We start from the raw sequence: 13,846 nt of genomic DNA on the forward strand, positions 1-13,846 counted from the left end.
TTGACTTTTGTCTGTATGCTGCGGTACTCAGAATGGAACGTTGTGCCGATCTGGTTTCTGTATTCTTCGGTACTTATAGTGATACGCTGTGCCGATCTGATCCCTGTATTCTTCGATACTTATAGGAATATTCTGTACCAGTCTGACATTTCAGGACAGGACGCCCAGTCCGCTTCCATCCCCCCGCATGTTTTTTCCTGTCGGTTGGAAGCGTCAGCCAGAAGAAGGTGGCATCGGGCCGGGCTGTTGCGGAGGAGGGGTGATTACTACTTGGGCTGCGGGAGACGGCGTTATTGCGGCAGGGTCTGCTGTCTGAGCCGGAGGCGAGTTCTGGCCCTGCCGCAATGCTTTTAGCCGTCTCACGGAGCCCTAGTAGTATCCCCCGACGGAGTCCCTGCCCGGAGCGATGCCACCTTCCTCTGGCGTCCCTCTATACATCCACCTCTCAAAACCTCAAAAACATCCCCGACTGCATCCACTCCCGGAGCGATGCCACCTTCCTCTGGCGTCCCTCTATACATCCGCCTCACGAGTCCACAAGCCCTTCCCGGACCCGCTCCGTAAGACTGTCTCCACCCTTACGATACCAATCTTCCACAAAAGAGTCAAAAGAGCTCACAGGCATCCTCCCCATAATGATCTGGATAAATGCGTTCTTCTCCAGCAAACGCAAAGTCTGAGGAATCTCCCCGTCACCATCCCCCAGATACTTCTTCTCCGGAGCACGGTAATTCGCATCCACCAGAAGCCCCACCGCCGAAATCCTGGACTTATACGCCGCCCAGGCCTCTACCGAAGGCACCTCCGCCTTAAGATACTCCTTACACGCATCAAAATAAGACGCCTCAATGGCACTGAGATCCTCCCTGGTCTTCTCATCGCCCGGACTATAAAGAACCTCACGGATATGCTTTGTCACTATATAGGTAGCCTCATTGTAATCTACATTGATCATTAGCGGACGCGCCGTAGGATCCACATTCAAGGCAAAATAAGTGTTCATCTCATCCGCATCCTCTGCCTCATATCTGGAATGGTCAAACAACACACTCAAAATCTTCATTGCGATCTCCGGATGCTCATACCCTTTACGCACAACTACATATTTATTATCTCGAAACGTAGAGTATACCTCCACAGTCCGCTTTACATCCGCAGTCAGATAATACGGTTCCCAGTCTGCCTCTTTATTCTTCCGATACTCATCCATAAGAGGATTATTCGGAGTCCACCAGAGCCCGAAAAACGCTCCGCATTTTCCATTCACCACAAGATCACGGATATTATTCTGTGCACGTAAAGCAAAATCCGAATCCAGTATTCCCTGCCTGTAAAGCTCTCTGAGATACCCCAGAGCCTCCTTTGTCTCCTCCGTCAGCGATCCATAAACAATTTCTCCATCTGCATTTTCAATCCACTGCTGCGGATATGCCCCGAACTTTTCAAACACAGAGTCCACCGAATAGCTGGTGCTGACCGTGCCCACAAGTCCCGGATCACAGACAAGTCCCACAGGATCTTCACCATCCTCTGCGCCCATCCGGTTTTCCTGAAACGCACGGATCACTGAAAAAGCCTCTTCCAGTGTCTTCGGTTCTTTCAGTCCCAGCTGCTCCATCCAGTCACGTCTCAGCCATAAAAGCTGCGCCCCATCATCAATGGCAGTCTCCGGAAGTGCATACAGTTTTCCGTCAAAAGTCCCGGATGCCAAAAGTTCCTCTCCATAGCTCTCATACATTTCCTTTATTTTATCGGAAGCGCAGCTTTTGTATACTTCCGTCAGATCCTCGATAAGATCATTTTCAACCAGCTCTTCCAGAGTTTCCCTGTCCGACACCAGAAAAATATCCGGAAGATTCCGATCTTTGACCAGGATGTTCAGGGCTTCGTCATACCGCTCCTCACTCTCCATAAAAACATTCTTATTCTGAATATTCAGTGTTTTTTTCAGATACCGGGTATATGCATTGTCCTCATAATTCTGCCCGTCCGGAAGATTAGAATTATTAGCCCCTTTCATCTGTCCCAGAGTATAAGTTACAAGCTCCGGATATTTCCCCAGAGGCGTGGTTTCTGCCTGTTCCCAGCTCTTACTGCTCTTTTCGGACAGAACATCTATATCTGTTTTTTCCATTTCTGCAGTTCCTAAAGAACACCCCGTCAAAAGTGCCAGGCTCAGTATCGTACTCAGAAATACCACTGTTTTTCCCAGACTAAGTCTCATCTTTTTTTACCTCTTTCGGGATCCTCATATCAACGCTTGTCCCCTCGCCTACCTTGCTCAGGATCCGGATGGCATATTTCTCTCCATATAAAATGCACATACGGTCATTGACATTTTTAAGACCATAGCCTTTTGCCTGATATGTGAGCAGCTTTTCTGCCTGCTCCTGCTCCATCCCTATTCCGTTATCTTCAACCCGGATCACTACATCTCCATTCTCTTCAAAGAAATAAAGTTTCAGAAGCTTTTCCCCTTCCTCCTTCACATCCAGGCCATGCTCCAGAGCATTCTCAACGATGGGCTGCAGGGCAAGCTTCGGAACCAACTCCTGCTGCACAGACGGATCGATATTCCACTCCACCTTAAAATCATTGTCATGCATGATCAGCTGGATTTCCAGATAAGCTTCGATATTCCGAATACAGGTTTCCACAGTCACCATATCTGCTCCCTTACTGAGCGCTGTCCGGTAAAATGTAGATAATGCCAGTGTCACACGGCTGATCTCCTTCTGACGGCTCTTAATCGCCATCCAGTTTATAATAGAAAGAGAATTATAAAGAAAATGAGGATTGATCTGGGCAGTCAGCGCTTTCAGTTCAAATTCCTTCAGAGCGATCTTATTTTCATACACTTCTTCGATCAGTCGATTAATTTCATCCATCATATGGTGAAAGCTTCTCACCAGCTGTCCTACCTCATCTCCGGAATCACTGTAAACCGTAACTTCACGGCTTCCCTGGTTCACCTGTTCCATATTTCTGGTAAGCTGCTCAATCTTTCTGGTAAACAGCTTGGAAAACGTCATTCCAAGCACAATGATGATCACAACACAGAAGCCGATCAGTGGGATCTCACTGATCAATACTTTTGAAACCGAGCTCTCGATCACAGCCGGAGGTTTGTAAAAATAATAGGTCCATCTTGTTTCATGTCCGCTGCTGCTGACATAGGTATATTCTTCCCTCAGACGATCCAGCTTTTTTGCAGTTTCTTTTTGTGCTGAAATATCACTGGCCGCCAGATTTTCTCCATGATAGACGATATTTTGCTGATCATCCACCACAAAGCCTCCGGAATTCCGTTCAATAATATTAGCCAGAGGCTGGAATACTTTTCCGTAATCCAACAAAATACAGAGCACAGCCTCCCTGATCTTACCATCATATATTTCCCTGACTGCCGCGATCTGACGATTATCCCGGTCCACGATCCACTGAACCGTCACGGTATTATTTAATTTGTCACTCCACCATTCCCCATCAACCTCTGAAAGCGGAGCCAAGGTATATTCATGGCGCACGGGAATGCTTTCTGCAAAAAGATGTATCCCCAGAATTGCTTCGTGGTAGGATTTCGGCACCGTCAACAGCGGATCCACAACTTCCGTATACTGTTCATATGCAGTATAACGATCCATATCTTTGTTGAAGATCACCTCCTGGATTTCAGGAGAATAGGTAAGATAATTCAAAAGGCTGGCATAAATTTCGATCTGCCCGTCAATGTTTTCTCTGGTCTGCTCCAAAATGGAGTACATATCCTCCATCTCATTTTTCCGTACAAGACTACTCATACGACTGTGACTATACAGTGCCAACACAGTCATCGGCACCAGGGATACCACCACAAGAAGATTTGTCAGCTTGTACCGGTATTTCATATTATTATACTTCTTCAGAAGACTCTTCATCCTCATTGTTTCCTTTCCGATAGGACTCCGGGCTGCTTCCGTAATATTCCCGGAAGCTCCGGCAGAAATACGAAGAATTGGCAAATCCTACCTGCTCGCTGACCATGGCTACTTTCATGTTGGTGGTTCGTAGAAGCTCCTTGGCCTTTTCCATGCGGAACACACGGATAAAACGATTCAGGTTCATCCCCGTCTCCTTCTTGAAAATAAAGCTGAGATAGCCGGACGAAAGATATACCTTTTCTGCCAGTGTTTCCAGATTCAGATCTTCCGCATAGTGATTGTAAATATAATTTTTGACTGCTGCCACCTCATCTCTGGATTCGCTCATGGAACGGTCCAGGAACTCCTCGTACTGGCGGATATTTTTTTCTGTAACCTCAATGATCTCCTGAATGGTAGAACAGCCATACAGATGATCCACCTCCAGATCCAGCCTGTGCTCTCCGGCAAAACGATTCTCCTGAAACAGCTCCCTTATCACATTGGAAAAAACAAATTTCACATACATGGCCGAAAACTGGGTATTGGACTGATATTTGGATGCCAGGCTGCGGAAATGGCTCCACAGCTGCTTCACATCCTTTCTGGAAATATCTTCTGAGATTTTTTCCATAAGCCTGGAATCCTGCTCCTCTTCTCCGGTATTTTTTTCCTCGTCCTCCTCGCTGGTGTAGACATGGATATCCGGATGATAAAATTTTTCTTCCATCTGCTGCTCCAGCTGTTCCATGATTTCCGGCAGTTCCTGATATCCGTCAAAACGCCGGCTTACAGCCAGATGAAAGCGAACAGGATGAAGACGCTTCAGAAGATTATAGACATTTTTTGCCACAAGGACATAATCACAGTACACATCCTTAAAAAGAAGCAAAGACTGACGGCCATTAAGATTCAAATAGAAGAAAGAACGGCGAAGCTCTTCCCGGATCTCAAGGGGAACCTCATCACTGGCAGAATCAAAAAAAGCTTCATCCGATTCAATAAGAATTGCACAGTGCCACTGCTCCCAGACAGAAAAATCCACAATTCCTTCCGCTTCCTTCAGACGCTCCTGATCTCCGGAATAAATGTAGCCCAACAGAAAATACTGCTGAAGAAAGCTCTTTTCTTTTATGGACTGCTGCTCTTTATTTTTCCGGGATGCGATCTCCTTCTGGATCTTCTGTATGGTGTCATGAAAGCGGTCCGGATCCACCGGTTTCAGTACATAATCCGTCACACCATAGCGGATCGCCTCCTGAGCAAAAGCAAAATCTCCATAACCGCTGAAAATGATAATTTCCAGATCCGGATATTCCTCTCTTGCTTTTTTTGAAAGCTCCAGACCATCCATATGCGGCATTTTGATATCTGTCAGCATCAGATCCACCGGATGCTTTCTCAGCTCATTTAATGCCAGCTTGCCATTAGCCGCCTCATAAATCTCCCACTCTCCCTCCTCCATAGACAGAAGAAAGCGGATTCCGTCACGTTCCAGTTTTTCATCATCTACCACCAAAACTCTGTACATTCCTCACCTCGCCAAATATGGCCTGATCCACGTAAAAGCACGCAGAGCAGGCCGTTTTTCTTTCATTTTAACATTATTCAACTAATTTGTCAGCCCTTAACAGCTCCTGCAACCACACCTTCAATGATATATTTCTGGCATGCAAGATAGAAGGCAATGATCGGAATGATGGAAAGGACAAGAACGCCCATCATCGCTCCCATATCAATGGTTCCGTAACCGCCCTTCAGATACTGGATGGCAATGGAAATGGTTTTATATTTCTTGATATCAAGTACCAGATATGGAAGAAGATAATCATTCCAGATCCACATGGTTTCTAGGATCGCTACAGTTACACAGGTCGGTTTCATAACCGGAAGAACCACTTTAAAAAATGTCTGGATCGGGGTACAGCCATCGATCATGGCAGCTTCCTCGATCTCGATCGGAATGGATTTTACAAAACCGCTGAACATAAATACCGCAAGTCCTGCTCCATATCCAAGATAAATGATGATCAGTCCCCACGGAGTATTCAGTTTCAGGATGTTTGCGATCTTGGAAAGAGTAAACATTACCATTTGGAATGGTACGACCATGGAAAACAGGCACAGCATGTACATGGTTTTTGTCAGCGTGTTGGTAACACGGTTGATGTACCAGGCACACATGGAGGTACAGAGCAGAATTACCGCAACAGAAAATACTGTGATAAATAATGTCCATCCAAATGCCTGGAAAAATCCGGTTTTTGCGAGACCATTTACATAGTTTTCCAGACCTACGAACATTTTATCCGTTGGGATTGCAAAGGGATAACGGCTGATGTATGCTTTTTTCTTAAAAGAATTGATCAAAACCAGAAGGATCGGAAAAATATAAGCAACAGATACCACACTCAGGATCGCAGTCCACAGACCACTGAATTTTACTTTTTTATTCATTACTGCTGTACCTCCTTACTTCTTGTGAGACGATTCTGGATCATGGCAATTGCTCCAACCAGAATAAAGAAGATCACGGCCTTCGCCTGTCCTACACCTTCCCATCCGGTACGTCCATAGAAGGTATTGAAAATATTCAGCGCAAGCATTTCTGACATATTGGAAGGCTCACCATTTGTAAGAGCAAGGTTCTGGTCAAAAAGTTTGAAGGAGTTGGTAAGTGTCAGGAAAGTACAGATGGTGATGGACGGCATGACCATAGGAATAATCACATGCTTCAGAAGCTGTCCTTTGTTCGCACCATCGATCTGTGCAGCCTCGATCAGTTCACCCGGGATATTCTGGATACCTGCGATGTAAATGATCATCATATATCCGATCTGCTGCCAGCACATCAGGATCACAAGGCCCCAGAATCCGTAAACAGATGAATATGTAAGTGTTTTATTGATCTGAAGAAGCAGACCGTTTAACAGAAGCTGCCATACATAACCAAGGATGATACCGCCGATCAGGTTTGGCATAAAAAATACAGTACGGAATATATTGGTTCCTTTGATCTTCTTGGTCAGAAGCAACGCAACTGCAAAACCGATCACATTGATCAGAACTACTGATACAACCGTAAATGCGGTGGTGTACCATAATGCATGTCCAAAGGTTCCATCCTCAGTAAAAATCTTCACATAGTTCTGTAATCCCACGAATTTTGCATCCGTTACTGTGGTAAATTTACAGAAGGAAAGATATACGCCCATGATAAAGGGAACTATAAATCCAATGGTAAATGCCAGCAGGGTAGGCAGGACAAAAACCGGAAAATACTTTTTCATCATCTTATTCTGCATGTTTTCTCTTCCTTTCTCCTGAGGATGCATCCTTCCCTACTTTACACATCCTCTCTTCATTAAAAGAGGCAGGCGGAAACCGCCCACCCCTTCGTGATCATGTTTCAGTTATACCTTATCAGCCTTCATTTGCTGCTTTGTACTCTTTTGCCCATCCGTCAACAAATGCAGTTTTCACAGCATCCCACTCGCCGGTACCCTGTGCATACTCAAGCATTGCACTGCCGACCTGGTTTTTCCACTCTTCAGAAGGCATGGTTGTAAAGTTCCATGAAACCGGAGTTTTACCAGCTTTTACATATTCGTCGGCTGCTTTTACAAGCGGATTTGCAGACTCATAATTCTCATCAAAGGTCTTGAATGGTGTTGTAAATCCCATTTCCTGGCTTATAGATTCTCTTCCTTCATCACTTGTGATAACCCAGCTGAGGAAATCAAGAGTTGCCTGGATATCCTTCTCATCTGCTTTTTTGTTTACGCACCAGTAGTTCTCACTGCCTGTGCAAAGTCCCTGGTCCTCTTCACCATCAACACCAATGTAGATTGGAAGCATTCCCATATCCTCATCTGCTACTTCGTTATCTTTGATGTTATCATAAGCCCAGGTTCCATTCTGATAGAACACAGCCTCTCCAAGACCAAATTCAGCATTTGCATCATCGATAGTCTTGCTGGAAAGAAGTCTTGGCTCACAGGTAGAATCTGTGATATAAAGGTCAAACAGGTTCTTGAAGTTGTCAAGATAGGTTCCTTTGATTGCATCTGTGGATGTGATTCCGTCTTCTTTGTACTCATAATAGATTGGAAGGTTTGCAAGGTGTGTCTTGAAGCGCCAGTCACTGGAAGAATCAAAGCCTGCGGAAGTAAATGCACCGTCAACTCCAAGGTCATCTTTCTTAGCCTGGATATCATCTGCAACCTTCTTTAATGTCTCAAAATTGTTGATCTCATCTGCAGACTTGATCACAGCGCCATCCATCTCACAGTATTTCTTAAGAAGCGCTTTGTTGTAAATAATTCCATATGTTTCAATTACATAGGCGATACCGTCAACTGCACCGCTGTCATCCTTCAGTACGAAATCGTCACTCTCCACATTTTTGTAAACATCGCTGTCTTTCAGGTCATAGCAATAATCCTTCCAGGATGCAAGTCCAACCGGTCCGTTAACCTGGAACAGTGTCGGAACCTCATCCTTGGCCATCTCTGATTTCAGAGTAGACTCATAAGTTCCGGAAGCAGCTGTAACAACGGTAACCGGTACACCAGTCTCATCGGTGTATTTCTTTGCCAGGTCTGACCACTGATCTGCCTGCTCCGGTTTAAAATTCAGATAATAAACAGAGCCTTCACTGTCATCCCCTTTTGCCATAGCCGGAACTGCCGGGATCATAGTAGCTGCCATCAAAGCTGCAAGACCAAATGCTGTTGCTTTTTTCATTCTCATAATCGTACCTCTCCTTTACCTTATATGATATTCAATTTGTTTCGCGGATATGCTTAAAACGTCCATTTCGCATATTCCTGACCGATAAGCTTCAAATCAGCTTCTCGATTAACTTGATATTATTGTAAATCGAAGAGGTCATTTTCACTATATAAAAAAATCAAGAAACATGTTGATTTTTTTATATAGTAAAAATATTGATATTTTACCATGAAAAAAGAAGCCGGAACAGGCTTGCTCCCATTCCGGCTTCTTCCATATATTATTTTCGATTCATCATGCTTTATTGACAGATCCGAAAAGCTCCATTTTCTCTTTAACAGTAGCTTTGATCGCTTCTGCTCCAGGTGCAAGAAGCTTACGTGGGTCATATCCTTTACCCTGCTGATCTTTACCCTCTTCAATGTATTTACGTGTAGCTTCAGCAAATGCAAGCTGGCACTCTGTATTTACATTGATCTTGGAAACGCCAAGGCTGATCGCTTTCTTGATCATGTCTGCCGGGATACCTGTACCACCGTGAAGAACAAGCGGCATATCTCCTGTCAGTTTCTGAATAGCATCCAGAGTCTCAAAGCTTAAGCCCTGCCAGTTAGCCGGATATTTTCCGTGAATGTTACCGATACCAGCTGCAAGGAAGTTGATTCCGAGATCTGCAACTCTCTTGCACTCCTCAGGATCAGCGCACTCGCCCATACCAACAACACCATCTTCCTCGCCACCGATGGAACCAACCTCTGCCTCAAGAGACATGTTGTGCTCAGCAACGATCTTAACCAGCTCTTTAGTCTTAGCTACGTTCTCATCGATCGGATAATGAGATCCGTCGAACATAATGGAAGAGAAACCAGCCTCAACACATTTCAGGCATCCATCATAGCTGCCGTGGTCAAGATGAAGAGCAACCGGAACAGTGATGTTCAGCTCTTCCATCATACCGTTAACCATACCTACAACAGTCTTATAACCTGTCATGTATTTACCGGCACCCTCGGAAACACCAAGGATTACAGGAGAGTTGAGCTCCTGAGCTGTCTGAAGGATAGCTTTTGTCCACTCAAGGTTGTTGATGTTGAACTGACCAACTGCATAATGGCCTGCTTTTGCTTTTTTCAGCATTTCTGTTGCGTTTACTAACATGATAAAATCCTCCTAACCTGTATTAGGATACGGAAAAACCGTGTCCTTTATATCCAACCGTACTCATAATAGCAGATTTCCTTTGGTAAGTCCAGTATTTTACCAAAAATGCTGATGCTGTGGGAATTATTATTTTTTTTGAGAAAAAGCTTGCAATTTTATCAAATGTTATGTATAATATATTTGTTGTTCACGGATGGATTCCCGAGTGGCCAAAGGGGGCAGACTGTAAATCTGTTGGCACCGCCTTCGAAGGTTCGAATCCTTCTCCATCCAGCGAATTTAGCTCTTACATCTTTGCGATGTAGGAGCTATTTTTTTGTGCAAAAAGAAAACCGCAAAGGGGCCGCAAAGCCGCGGCCCCTCTGCACACCCCTCGGGCTTTTTTTAAGGAGTTCTTGGTTGTGGATGAGGGGAGGGTGTTGACTTGTGTCTGTATGCTTGGGTATTGGATGTGGGACGCTGTGCCGATCTGGTTCCTGTATGCTTCGGTGTTGGATGCGGGATGCTGTGCCGATTTATTTTTTGGGGGATACGGCCGGCTGCTTTATTGGTTATGGATTGTTTTGAGGCCGTTTTCTGTATGCTTCGGTGTTGGATGCGGAACACTGTGCCGATCTGGTTCCTGTATTCTTCGGTGTTGGACGTGGAACGTTGTGCCGATTTATTTTTATATATTGTGTTTTTTGGGCACTGGGCAGAATGTACATTCGCTTCTATTGTCTGCTCTCTGCGGTTGAATTTTCAGCCGGGGATGTGGCAGCGGTATGGGCTGCTGCGGAGGAGGTGTGATACTGCTTAGGCTGCGGGGATCGGCGTTATTGAGACAGGGGCTGCTGTCTGAGCCAGAGGCGAGTTCTGCCCCTGTCTCAATGTTTTTAGCCGATTTCCGGAGCCTTAGCAGTATCCGCCGACGGAGCCCTGCCCGTACCGCTGCCACATCCCCGGCGTACGGTTCATTCAATCCACCACACAAAGAAAAAGACGGCCACCCCCCAAAAAGCGAGACAGCCGTCCTTTCCTCACACATCATACATAGGAAATCGAAACACCGAAAAAAATCTATTTGTTAACTCTGTTAACCGTATTACCATCCAGAAAAGCCTTGATATTATCAACCGTAATATCCATGATCCTCTGTCTGGAAGCCTGAGCAGCCCAGGAGATATGCGGAGTGATGATGCAGTTTTTAGCCTTGAGAAGCGGATTATCCCCCTTGATCGGCTCAGTAGAAACAACATCAAGACCAGCAGCATAAACCTTCCCACTATTCAGAGCATCTGCCAGATCCTGCTCAACAACAAGCTGACCACGGCTGTTGTTGATAAGGATAACTCTATCCTGCTTCCTTTGTTTGCAAGAACGATAACATCTCCCGGCTGAGCCATATCCAGTGCTTTATGGAACAGAAGGTTATCTCCTGCCGGTGCATTTACTGTAAATGCAGTTCCCAGAAGTCTTGCCTTCGGGTTCAGCGGGAAAATACTGGAATCTACGGCAGCGATCTTTCCACAGTTATCATCAATATTTGCAACTGGAATTCCACGGAAGGCTTCTACTAATTCTTTTGACGGTCTTTCAAAGTTTCGTCTGATCCTACATCCTAATGCCATATGAAAACCTCTCTTCTTTTGATTTTCTTTTTTAATTGTATTTATCATATCATACAAGCTTACTATTGAATAACGAATAATTTCTCTGTATAATATAAATAATTTTTATATTATCAAAGCTTAAACCATCCTATAGACAACACCAAAGAAAAGGAGCTATTCATATGAATCTTGCTGAAATCGAAACCTTTCTCACCATTGTAAATACCAAGAGCATCACCCGTACAGCGGATCTTCTTTTTCTTTCCCAGCCTACTGTCAGCCACCGGCTCACATCTCTGGAGAACGAACTGGGTTTTCCCCTTGTGATCCGTCAGAAAGGCCACAAGCAGGTGGAACTGACTGCCAAGGGAACAGATTTTATCATCCTTGCGGAACGCTGGATGTCTCTCTGGAAGGAAACTATGGAGTTGCAGCGCAATCAGGATTCCCTGCTACTTACCATCGGCTGTACAGACAGCCTGAACGTAGCTGTTTTCGCACCACTGTATGACAGGATCTTAAATGAACAGACCAAGCTGGACCTGAACATCGAGTCCCATCACTCTTCAGAGCTCTACGGTCTTCTTGGAGAACACAGCATTGATATCGGATTTGTCTACCACAAATTGCATTACAAGAATATCATAACAGAGAAAATCTTCGAAGAAAAACTTTATCTGATACAATCGGATCAGCCAGTGATTCCGGCTCCGGCAATACATACCGATGAGCTGGATCCATCCCTGGAGCTGTTTTTAAGTTGGGATGACAATTATCAGATCTGGCATGACCGCTGGCTTTCCTCCGCTTCCAGGCCTCACATTGCGGCAGATACCATCACACTTTTGGACCGTCTCTGGAAAAAACCGGGGAACTGGATGGTCGCACCACAGTCTGTGATCCTGGAGCTTTCCCATTACCGGCCTCTTTTTATCAGTGAACTGAAAAACACACCGCCAAACCGTGTCTGCTATAAGATCAAGCATAAATATCCAAAGTCCACTAGCAAACGTGCCGTGGAATTCTTCGAAAATGCACTGGAAGACTTTCTTGCAGAATCCACTCCGTCCTTCCCGATCGGCCAGGTATGGGAACGACAGAAATAAAAAAAACGGTAAGCACAAGTCCGTCAGGAAGATTTTCTGCTTTACCGTTTCTTCTTATTATATTATTTATACCAGGATTTTTGATCCACCGCTTTCCGCCACATAAAGCAACAACGGGCTTCGACTTGTTTCATCATATATCAAGAACACTTTGTTTACAAGGATTTTCAGCATTTCCATGAAAAACAATATTTCGTCTGATTGCGTCTATTTTCTTTTATTTGTCACAAAAATTGTCATAAAAGAGCCACGCCCGATAAAGGGAATGGCTCTGATTATTACATTATATTTTCAAGCTTTTTTATTTCATTCTGTACTCTTGCAACATCTACGTGATTGTATATGTTCATTGTAATGCTTATGTCACTATGTCCCATAATCATTTGTAAAACTTTGATATCTAGGCCAGCTTCTGCACATCTGGTGCAAAACGTATGCCTCAGCATATGTGGATGTGTCAAGTATAGGACAAAAAAATTTTATTTTTTTCTGCCGAAGACTATCTGACGTTTCCATCAGGTAGTCCCAGCACCTTTATTATCTTCTGATAAATCATTCTTGTCCTGCTCAAGTTATCTCTGTTCTGAAAAAATATCGTCAAAATTCCATTCGATTTCAATTTCATCCTGAATCAGAGAAACAGCAGCACCCGTCACTGCAATCAGCCCCACTCTCCAGTTCATACAGGTAAGCCACAAAAGAATACAGATAAAATTCAGATGCGCACTGTTCCATGTACATGTCTGAAAAACAAATCATCACACCTGGCATTACTCGGTAAACCGTCATAACGCCCTCTCCTGTCGCATCATTTAACATAAGAACAGCGCAATTCTCATTCTGAATCACAGGCTTCACATTACTTCCAAGACTTGCAATTTCATTTACATTCAAATTTCTTCTCCTTTCACATAGTGGTATTTCTTTGTATTAGTTTCATCTAACCTTTTTTTCTATTATCTTAACATGAGAATCGAGCATTATCCAGACCTGAACGGACGACAATAATCCATTTAGACAAAAATAAAGTTCCAGACTTATTATCTGAAACTTTATTATAAATCCAGCATCATTGCATTACTTCACACAACGGAAATATACCATAGAACCGTCAACATGGATATCCGTTTCTTTATATAGTTTTTGAAGGATATCTCTCAGCTCTTTCTCCGTCTGAAACGGTGGAGAAAACCACCCTTTCTTTGCAAGAATATTTTTTACCAGCCAATCTGTCCGTTTCGATTTTCCCCTGATTTGACACTCCCCACAGCTAAAGTAGGGGGATTCTTGCTTCTCCCACTACTGCATTGGCAAACACCTTACGGTACTGCAATGTCTTACACAGTGTCCACAA

General features: G+C 44.3%; 11 protein-coding genes, 1 tRNA gene and 1 pseudogene. 2 read left to right on the forward strand and 11 right to left on the reverse strand.

Features of this window, described 5'->3' with window-relative positions:
* Positions 1–526: 526 nt before the first annotated feature.
* From ABCM67_RS15530 to fba, 7 genes are all read right to left on the reverse strand, one after another.
* Entirely contained in the window at positions 527–2,224 is a 1,698-nt protein-coding gene (locus ABCM67_RS15530) for an extracellular solute-binding protein (RefSeq protein WP_342993008.1), read from the reverse strand.
* Positions 2,214–3,917 (reverse strand): histidine kinase, encoded by a 1,704-nt coding sequence (locus tag ABCM67_RS15535; RefSeq protein ID WP_021650824.1) that lies wholly within the window; start codon positions 3,915–3,917, stop codon positions 2,214–2,216. Before ABCM67_RS15535 ends, ABCM67_RS15530 begins: the two co-directional genes overlap by 11 nt.
* On the reverse strand, positions 3,892–5,430 hold the full coding sequence (locus ABCM67_RS15540; RefSeq protein ID WP_059085412.1) for a response regulator: 1,539 nt from the start codon (positions 5,428–5,430) through the stop codon (positions 3,892–3,894). The genes ABCM67_RS15535 and ABCM67_RS15540 overlap by 26 nt, the downstream gene beginning before the upstream one ends.
* 89 nt (positions 5,431–5,519) lie before the next feature.
* The gene (locus ABCM67_RS15545; protein WP_059085411.1) at positions 5,520–6,356 is read right to left on the reverse strand and encodes a carbohydrate ABC transporter permease; all 837 of its coding nucleotides are present in this window, start codon (positions 6,354–6,356) and stop codon (positions 5,520–5,522) included.
* Positions 6,356–7,204, reverse strand: a complete 849-nt coding sequence (locus ABCM67_RS15550) for a sugar ABC transporter permease (protein ID WP_227752378.1) — start codon at positions 7,202–7,204, stop codon at positions 6,356–6,358. Before ABCM67_RS15550 ends, ABCM67_RS15545 begins: the two co-directional genes overlap by 1 nt.
* A 118-nt stretch (positions 7,205–7,322) precedes the next feature.
* On the reverse strand, positions 7,323–8,597 hold the full coding sequence (locus ABCM67_RS15555; RefSeq protein WP_342993010.1) for an ABC transporter substrate-binding protein: 1,275 nt from the start codon (positions 8,595–8,597) through the stop codon (positions 7,323–7,325).
* 330 nt (positions 8,598–8,927) lie between these two features.
* A complete protein-coding gene (gene fba, locus ABCM67_RS15560) occupies positions 8,928–9,791 on the reverse strand; it encodes a class II fructose-1,6-bisphosphate aldolase (RefSeq protein ID WP_015527136.1) in 864 nt (287 codons plus the stop codon).
* 194 nt (positions 9,792–9,985) lie between these two features.
* On the opposite strand from fba, the gene ABCM67_RS15565 reads away from it, so the two are divergent.
* Positions 9,986–10,067 (forward strand) — tRNA-Tyr (locus tag ABCM67_RS15565).
* Between the two features lie 786 nt (positions 10,068–10,853).
* On the opposite strand, the pseudogene ABCM67_RS15570 reads toward ABCM67_RS15565, so the two are convergent.
* Together ABCM67_RS15570 and ABCM67_RS15575 are read right to left on the reverse strand one after the other, a co-directional pair.
* Positions 10,854–11,135, reverse strand: a pseudogene (locus ABCM67_RS15570) (NAD(P)-dependent oxidoreductase); the annotation flags it as partial.
* Positions 11,063–11,452 carry a hypothetical protein gene (locus ABCM67_RS15575; RefSeq protein ID WP_320442625.1) on the reverse strand — a complete coding sequence of 130 codons (390 nt, stop codon included), beginning with the start codon at positions 11,450–11,452 and terminating at the stop codon, positions 11,063–11,065. The pseudogene ABCM67_RS15570 and the gene ABCM67_RS15575, both read right to left, overlap by 73 nt.
* Positions 11,453–11,568: 116 nt before the next feature.
* Between ABCM67_RS15575 and ABCM67_RS15580 the strand changes: the two genes are divergently transcribed.
* Positions 11,569–12,492, forward strand: coding sequence for a LysR family transcriptional regulator (locus tag ABCM67_RS15580; RefSeq protein WP_015527133.1), 924 nt, complete (start codon positions 11,569–11,571; stop codon positions 12,490–12,492).
* Positions 12,493–12,770: 278 nt separating this feature from the next.
* On the opposite strand, the gene ABCM67_RS15585 is transcribed toward ABCM67_RS15580, so the two are convergent.
* On the reverse strand, positions 12,771–12,938 hold the full coding sequence (locus tag ABCM67_RS15585; RefSeq protein ID WP_021650830.1) for a tyrosine-type recombinase/integrase: 168 nt from the start codon (positions 12,936–12,938) through the stop codon (positions 12,771–12,773).
* 175 nt (positions 12,939–13,113) lie between these two features.
* Entirely contained in the window at positions 13,114–13,386 is a 273-nt protein-coding gene (locus tag ABCM67_RS15590) for a hypothetical protein (protein WP_021650832.1), read from the reverse strand.
* Positions 13,387–13,846 lie beyond the last annotated feature (460 nt).

It is taken from the genome of Blautia sp. 2227st1_G12_2227SCRN_220401 (genome assembly GCF_039062885.1).
Taxonomy (GTDB): domain Bacteria; phylum Bacillota; class Clostridia; order Lachnospirales; family Lachnospiraceae; genus Blautia_A; species Blautia_A fusiformis.

What these genes read in the sequence shown, in the direction of transcription:
- ABCM67_RS15530 (WP_342993008.1), bottom strand. Translation starts at nt 2,224, where the DNA reads ATGAGACTTAGTCTGGGAAAAACAGTGGTATTTCTGAGTACGATACTG.
- ABCM67_RS15535 (WP_021650824.1), bottom strand. Translation starts at nt 3,917, where the DNA reads ATGAAGAGTCTTCTGAAGAAGTATAATAATATGAAATACCGGTACAAG.
- ABCM67_RS15540 (WP_059085412.1), bottom strand. Translation starts at nt 5,430, where the DNA reads ATGTACAGAGTTTTGGTGGTAGATGATGAAAAACTGGAACGTGACGGA.
- ABCM67_RS15545 (WP_059085411.1), bottom strand. Translation starts at nt 6,356, where the DNA reads ATGAATAAAAAAGTAAAATTCAGTGGTCTGTGGACTGCGATCCTGAGT.
- ABCM67_RS15550 (WP_227752378.1), bottom strand. Translation starts at nt 7,204, where the DNA reads ATGCAGAATAAGATGATGAAAAAGTATTTTCCGGTTTTTGTCCTGCCT.
- ABCM67_RS15555 (WP_342993010.1), bottom strand. Translation starts at nt 8,597, where the DNA reads ATGATCCCGGCAGTTCCGGCTATGGCAAAAGGGGATGACAGTGAAGGC.
- fba (WP_015527136.1), bottom strand. Translation starts at nt 9,791, where the DNA reads ATGTTAGTAAACGCAACAGAAATGCTGAAAAAAGCAAAAGCAGGCCAT.
- ABCM67_RS15575 (WP_320442625.1), bottom strand. Translation starts at nt 11,452, where the DNA reads ATGATAAATACAATTAAAAAAGAAAATCAAAAGAAGAGAGGTTTTCAT.
- ABCM67_RS15580 (WP_015527133.1), top strand. Translation starts at nt 11,569, where the DNA reads ATGAATCTTGCTGAAATCGAAACCTTTCTCACCATTGTAAATACCAAG.
- ABCM67_RS15585 (WP_021650830.1), bottom strand. Translation starts at nt 12,938, where the DNA reads ATGCTGAGGCATACGTTTTGCACCAGATGTGCAGAAGCTGGCCTAGAT.